The sequence below is a fragment of the Geitlerinema sp. PCC 9228 genome, assembly GCF_001870905.1.
Taxonomy (GTDB): Bacteria; Cyanobacteriota; Cyanobacteriia; order Cyanobacteriales; family PCC-9228; genus PCC-9228.
In genome coordinates this window covers 1,408-8,446 of the sequence record NZ_LNDC01000005.1, presented here as the reverse complement: position 1 = coordinate 8,446, position 7,039 = coordinate 1,408, and the positions used below count along the sequence as shown (strand labels likewise).

Below are 7,039 nucleotides of genomic sequence, written 5' to 3'. Positions count from 1 at the left end.
ACGGCGGCTAAAGCCGCACGGGTCGCTTTTCATCCCTGCTTTAAAAAGTCAGGGCTTTCAAGCTCCCGATTCATGCCGGTAAATGGCTCTGGCTTTTTCGGCGTCGGTTAGCGTGACTTGGGAGAGCAAATCAGCGAGTTCGGAGACGGAAGTTCCTCGGTAGTTGAGGGAGGCAACGTAGCGATCGCTTGTTTGGAAGTTACGATTTTGATAGTCGCGATCGCCTGCTACAATGTTTTTTGCAGAATGGGTGCGTTCTAATTCTCGTTTCCAATCTTGCCCAAGATCGGAATTGGGGTTGGTGGGGAAAGCTGCAAAAAAGTCGCGGTTGAGGTTCCAATTGAGATTCAAATCGAATTTTTGGTAGTTTGTCGCGATCGCAACAGCCAAAACCAGCACCACAAACCAATAAATTTCTTGAAGTTGGTGCGATCGGCGCACAATTTTTCTTCTTTGTAGTTGCTTGCCGACGCTTTTATTTCTTTTTCGTTGCCCTTGGCGAGAGTTTTTATTTGTATTCATCTTTGTTTTCCCTACACCCTGCCTTATGCTACCCAGTTTTTTGGGTTAGGGAAAAGAACGCTTGGCAAAAAGAGTCAAAATTTAGAAAGTCCTCGCCACGTCACACGCAACGCGAAACCCGATGACATCGACGGAGTAGTCGGGACGATTCCTGAGGCGAACAGCAGAACGGCAGTAGAGCGGGTTGACGTTCCAAGAACCACCACGCAGGAGCTTTTCAGTTTCTGTTCTATTTTTACTATCGAGCCAAGCACTGCTATTTGTTGGTGCGCCTTCGTAATTTTTGTGCCAATCGTCGGTACACCATTCCCAAACGTTGCCATGCATGTCAAACAGTCCAAAGTTATTAGCAGGAAAGTTGCCTACATCTGTGGTTTCTGCTCGATATTCTCCTTTTTTGCCTCGACCGTAAACATACGTACCATCGTAATTGGCTAGCTCGGTGGTAATGGTTTCGCCAAAAGAAAAAGGCGTTTGCGTACCCGCGCGACAGGCATATTCCCATTCGGCTTCGCTGGGAAGTCGGTAGTCTCTACCAGTATAGTGGGACAAACGCTGGCAAAATTCCACAGCATCATACCAAGATACTCGTTCCACAGGTCGGTTATCCCCTGAAAAACGGGATGGGTTGGGGTTAAGGCTTGCCCTGAGCCTTGTCGAAGGGTCGCGTTCATATTTAGGAAGATTGGCTAAAGCCCTCCATTGCGCTTGGGTAACTGGATAAGTACCTAGAAAAAACTGCGGTACGGACACGCGATGCTGCGGCGATTCCTCGTCTTGTGGTTCCGGTTCGTCTTCAGGAGATCCCATGAGAAATTCGCCGGCTGGAATCAGCGTCATTTCCAGTTGCACGCCATTTCCCAAATCTTCAGCAAAGCATTGTGCCTGAGCGTAACGGTAGCCGATGAAAACGCGATATTCGGAGGGGGAATTCTTAGTGGTTGGTGTTTGCACGATCGATCGCACTCCTGGGTTATATGCTACAAAGGGAAGATGTAAAGGGTTAGAGCGTTCTCGCCGCGGCGCACGCTACGCGAAACCCGTGGTCGTGGTCGGAGTAGACGGGATGATTCCTGACGCGAATTGCAGAACGGCAGTAGCGCGGGAAGATGAGCCAAGAACCACCGCGCAAGAGCTTTTCAGTTTCTTTTTTCTCTTCACTATCTATCCAAGCACTGCCATCAGTTGGTGCCCCTTCGTAATTGTCATGCCAATCGTCGGCACACCATTCCAAAACATTCCCATGCATGTCAAAAAGTCCAAATCCATTGGCAGGAAAGCTGCCTACATCTGTAGTTTCTTGGCAATGTTCTCCTGTTTTGCCTCGACCGTAAACATAATTACCATCGTAATTGGCTAGGTCGGTGGTAATGGTTTCGCCAAAATAAAAGGGCGTTTGCGTACCGGCACGACAGGCATATTCCCACTCGGCTTCGTTGGGAAGTCGGTACTTTCTGCCAGTGTGCTGGGACAATCGCTGGCAAAATTCTACAGCATCATACCAAGATACATTTTCTACAGGTCGGTTATCCCCTGAAAATTCAGATGGATTGGGATTGAGGCTTGCCCTGAGCCTTGTCGAAGGGTCGCGTTCGTATTTCGGAAGGTTGGCAACAGCGCGCCATTGCGCTTGAGTCACCGGGTATTTGTTTAGAAAAAAAGCTGGTACGCTCACTTGGTGCTGGGGTCGTTCGTCGTCATCGCTTCCTCCCTCCGATTCTGGCGCTCCCATGAGAAACGTTCCCGGGGGAATATAAACCATTTCCAGGTCTATATTGTTACCCAGAGGTTCGCTAAAAAACCATGCTTGCTGGCGATGGCGGTGAATTTGGATATCGTTTCCCAAAACCTCCACAGTTGCCGTTTCAAATTCAAAGGTGCGAACCACGTTTACCGTAGCCGTTTGAAACTGCCGGGTATACAGTTGCGGTGTCTTGCCAGTCTCTTCCCCGCTTGCTTCCCCTGCTTCGGGGTCTAACCTCTCTGCCACACGGGCATACTCTCCCCCCAGACGTTTCAATACCTTTGCCGTCACCTTGGCAAACGACTTCATGCCGGCTGCCTTTTCCTGACCTTCGCTTTCCGGCGACAGCAACCAGGCTTTAAATTGCTGCAGCGAAGCATAGCCCAACTGCCGCGAAACGTAGAACGAAATCGCATTGATGACCTCCACAGCATCCACCGGCGGCAGCATATCCAGTAAGTTTTCCCGAACGCCAGAAACAAACTCGTATTGGACCAATTCGGGATCGGTTTCTGGCGGTTGCCCCGGCAGTTTCCGCAACAGTCCGCTTAAAAAGACTTCCGCCACTGGCAGCAGCGAGGTAGCCGGCAGCATGGAAGCACGAATCAAACGCATCACCGGTAGCGTAATGACCGGAGAAGCCGCCAACAGTACCGCCAACTGTCTGGCTTCTGGCGAAGAAAGCATCCGAAACTGTTGAATTTGTTGGGAAGCATCATTGCCAGCATCGGTCGTGTCTTCCGAGGAATTGTTGCCCCTCGCAGGCAACAGAAACCCACCGCATACCTGCTGGTGATTCCCTGCCAAAACCTGACTCCACGCCTGCAAGTCGCCAACGTCAGAAGTTACCACTGGTACGGCTACGCGATTCTTCTTATCTTCCCCATCTTCAGGATCGGATAGCAACAATGTTTCCCACTCTAGTTGCCCGTTTGCTGCCCCTGGGGTGCGATTTCGCAAAGCCACGTACTCTCCCATTCCCAACGCCGTTCGCTCCCACATCCACTCCGGCAGCATTTGCCACACCACCGTCGGCATGGTTGTTCCCCACTCCGACAAAACTGACAGCATCGATCCGTTCCACCAGTAGTCGGCAACGCAATCGCTCAAAACAATAACCAAACGGCGACCATCGGGAGACAAAAGTTCTCGCGGACTGCGCAACAACCCTTGGGGATGGGGATGCAGGCGAATGGTATCGGTATCGGCATCGATGTTAAAAACTTGCAGGTTGCGAAAGGCTCGGTATCGTTTTAATGTCAGTTGTAAGTCGTCCACCAGCCGCTGCCACAGGTTCATAGAGGCATTGCGATCGATTATCAAAACCACATCAAACCAAGGTTCGCGATTCGGTTCCAGAACCGGCAGCCAAATATTATTTTCCACAATGCGATCGACTGTTGCAGCTTCGTTGACTTCGTCGGAAATGCCAGATGAAATTTGCTGCAATAGAGGTCGCAACGCGCGAATAACGGCCAGCGAGTTATCCAGCAAGGGAGGATCGGCAATCCAAATTGGTAGCGCTTCGGTTGGCAAAATACTGGATGTGTCGGTAACTGAAGGTGTTGCCACTTCTGCAGTAGCTTCTGAGATTAATTTGGGTGGTAGAATTTCTGGTTCTGTTTCTGCTGGCGTTTCGACAGGCGATTCTTCGGTGGTTGCCCGTTCCTCGGGTTCTGAAAACGACCCGGGGATGGCATCGCCTCCTTGCATTTGCGTTGCCAACCACAATGCTTCTGAAATTGCAGTCGCATCGAGATGTTCCGTTTCCCTGAGAGCGGCAATCAACCGATCCACATTCATTAGGATTGCTCCTGGCTCAACCGTTTAAACAAAATATTTCGCAGTTGTTTCCATTCAGTATCATCATTTGGCTTGGCTTCCCGCGTTATAAAATAAATGGCATTGAGCAATTGGTCGGTTGCCCGGTCGCTTTTATTGCCATTATCGAGAAACTCGTTGATGAGGCTATCAACTTGCTCTTCTACGTGTTGCCAGTTGTCGCCATCGTACTCCGGGAAATGGGATTTCACAATTGCTTTTAAAGATTCTTCAGTAGGATCGGGCATACGCAACCGCAAGCAACGCCGCAAAAAAGCTGGCGGAAAGTCCCGTTCGCCGTTGCTGGTCATCACCACAATGGGAAACTCGCAGCACTGAATGCGTCCGTTTTCTACCGTGGCTTTGATGTTGTCTTCTGTCTGTACGTCTACCCGAGGTTCTTTCCGCTGTCGCCGCTGCAGTTCGGGAATGGAAAACTCGCCCTCTTCAAACAAATTCAGCAAATCGTTGGGCAAGTTGAGGTCGCTTTTATCAATTTCATCGATTAACAGGACGCGCGGATAGTGGGAAGGCAAAAAGGCAGTTCCCACAGGACCAAGTTGAATGTAATCTCCCAGGCGACCTTCTTCTTGCAAGTCTTCTACATTTTGGGAACGAAATGATTGGTTTCGCAGGCGTTCCAGCTTTTCGCGGTCTAGCTGTGCGTCTTGCAAGCGGGCAATGGCATCGTAGCGATACTGGGCATCTTTGAGGGTAGAACGCGCTGTGATAGGCCAAACCAAAACTGGACCCAATTGTAGTTCGTAGGCAATAGCATAGGCGAGGGAAGTTTTGCCAGAACCGGGACTTCCAGTTACCAAAAGTGGACGACGCAGGTAAAGTGCCGCATTCACTGCATCCACAATTTCCGAAGCTTCAATGTGAAAGCTACGACCCCGTTCCACAGTACGCTGGTCTTGCTGTAACTGCTGCCAGCGATCGCGATCGGCATTATCGTCAATCTTATCGTGTGGCAAAAATGTCCGCCAAGGCGGCGGTTCGGGGATGGATTGTAAAGGGTTGGGAGAGTCGCCACAGTTTCCCAAAAATCGTTTCCAATCTGACATAACAATGTATTCCCAATAAATTTCTATCGATAAAGTTACGAAGGACCGCGCAACGGTGAGGATTTGGCATCCGGTAGCGTTGGCATGCGTTCCGGACAATCACACAACATGCCCAACTCAAGTATGGGTGTGTTGGGCGCAGCATTACGTTTTTGCATAATCTCGATCGCGAGTTCCCGAAAATCCTGCAAATTTCCAGCAGCCAGAAGGGCGTTCAAAGCTTGAATCGTATAGTGCCAATCAAATTTTGCATAAGTCCAAAAGGCGAATGGAATGCACGATTTAATCAGTTTTTTAAAGATTTTTTGACGTTCTTCTACCTTGTCTGGCAGTCCATTACCAAATTTGATGCCCGGTTTTTGGCGATAATCGAAGTAAATCGTACAATTCGAGCAATCGAATTCATGGAAGTTCCCAACAATTTGGTTCTTTGGAAACCAGTTTTTCCAAATTCTCCAAGCTTCTTCCAATTGATTTTTCAAACTGGGAATTGTAGCTCGGTCTAGCGATCGCACGATAAAAGCTCGATGTTCGCTGAGGTTGCATCGATCTTCCAATTCATCGGTTACCGGCCATTCGTGAATCCGCCGATCCAAGTATTGCCAGGGTAAAAAGATTTCCAGGGTGACAGAACCAATCCCTTGATAATGTCCCAATTTTTCCTCTGCCTCTTTGATAATCTCCGATAAATAGTTGGGAACTTTATCGAATTGACATTTAACTCCTTTATAAGTATCGATTGGAATAATTTGACCGTTGGTTAAATGCAATTCTGGAAAAATCAGAAAGTGACTGGCTTTCGGGGCAATGGCTACGAGCAAATAGCCATACACGGAGTTATTTTCAATACCAAAATCTGGGGAAATATTGTGCTGTTGCGCCACGCGATCGCGCCAACCTCGTATGTTTTCTAAATCTCCATCCCGTTTTTTCCCTTCGCAATTTCGTTGAATCAATTGATACGTGCGATTGGCCAAAGCGATCGCTATTTGGGGATTGTCGTATTTTTCTAATAATTGTTGAATGGTATCGATTTGATTGAGGGGAGGGCAGTCAGGATAAATTTCCTCTAGAGGGCGTTGAAAGCAGTATTGAAAAGCTCCTTTACAGGCTTTGACCAACGGGTCGTCATCTAGAAAACAGCTAAATAACCGTTTCCAATCTTTTGATGGAATTTTGGGTTGGGAACTTTCTTCATCAATAAAGCGATCGCCCTGTAACTCAGCAATAATGGGATTGTTGGCATTTTCTTGACAAAAGATTTCCAAAAGCTCATCCAAACGTCCTTGACGTTCTGCCCACTTTATTACTTGAAAAGCAATTTTCCGGAGATTGTTTTCTGTAGTAATTTCCGCCAGAGATTCCCCAAAATCCTCTTCAACAAATATCTCTAGATCGCCTGGGTCAGGATAAACTTGACATAATGCCTCGCGAAATTGCTTTTTTCTTTGTCCGTCCCATTCCATAAGAACTTACCCAGAATTGCGAATCGTTTTGCCAAGGCAACAGCCAACGCAGCCAGCCGACAAAGCCACAACCAGCTAACTTGCTTTTTTAAGCATACCACAAACAACCTGCCAAATATCGGTTTCTTTTTGAAAATTTTAAATTGGTTGGTCCGTTTGCCTGCCAGAAAAAGACTCAAATCAGAAACCATCGCTGCCATAGAACCTTCCCAGCCAGACAATCTATTCCCCGATTTGACAAAATCAACGCCATTGTTCTAGATTCAGATTTCGGCAGACGATTCCCCACAATCGGGAAATCGAAAAAAGATACAACGCCCAGGTATGTAGGGGTTTTCAGCCTGCATCCTTGCTGGCTATTTGTCTGTGTTTTCGCGATCGCCCCTAGAAAGTCTCAGAAAGCGATCTGTGGGTGGTTC

Annotated in this window: 6 protein-coding genes; all 6 read right to left on the bottom strand. The window is 48.2% G+C overall.

Annotated elements, in window-relative coordinates:
- Window positions 1-57 precede the first annotated feature (57 nt).
- The 6 genes from AS151_RS00300 to AS151_RS21135 all read right to left on the bottom strand — a co-directional run bounded on the left by AS151_RS00300 (window position 58) and on the right by AS151_RS21135 (window position 6,820).
- Window positions 58-522, bottom strand: a complete 465-nt coding sequence (locus tag AS151_RS00300; protein WP_071515079.1) for a hypothetical protein — start codon at window positions 520-522, stop codon at window positions 58-60.
- Between the two features lie 81 nt (window positions 523-603).
- Window positions 604-1,476, bottom strand: a complete 873-nt coding sequence (locus tag AS151_RS00295; protein ID WP_244532781.1) for a formylglycine-generating enzyme family protein — start codon at window positions 1,474-1,476, stop codon at window positions 604-606.
- 49 nt (window positions 1,477-1,525) lie between these two features.
- Window positions 1,526-4,069 carry a formylglycine-generating enzyme family protein gene (locus AS151_RS00290; protein ID WP_071515078.1) on the bottom strand — a complete coding sequence of 848 codons (2,544 nt, stop codon included), beginning with the start codon at window positions 4,067-4,069 and terminating at the stop codon, window positions 1,526-1,528.
- Window positions 4,069-5,154: an AAA family ATPase gene (locus tag AS151_RS00285; protein WP_071515077.1), complete on the bottom strand. Its 1,086-nt coding sequence runs from the start codon at window positions 5,152-5,154 to the stop codon at window positions 4,069-4,071. Before AS151_RS00285 ends, AS151_RS00290 begins: the two co-directional genes overlap by 1 nt.
- 35 nt (window positions 5,155-5,189) lie before the next feature.
- A complete protein-coding gene (locus tag AS151_RS00280; protein ID WP_071515076.1) occupies window positions 5,190-6,620 on the bottom strand; it encodes an effector-associated domain EAD1-containing protein in 1,431 nt (476 codons plus the stop codon).
- Entirely contained in the window at window positions 6,545-6,820 is a 276-nt protein-coding gene (locus AS151_RS21135) for a hypothetical protein (protein ID WP_139240419.1), read from the bottom strand. The genes AS151_RS00280 and AS151_RS21135 overlap by 76 nt, the downstream gene beginning before the upstream one ends.
- Window positions 6,821-7,039 lie beyond the last annotated feature (219 nt).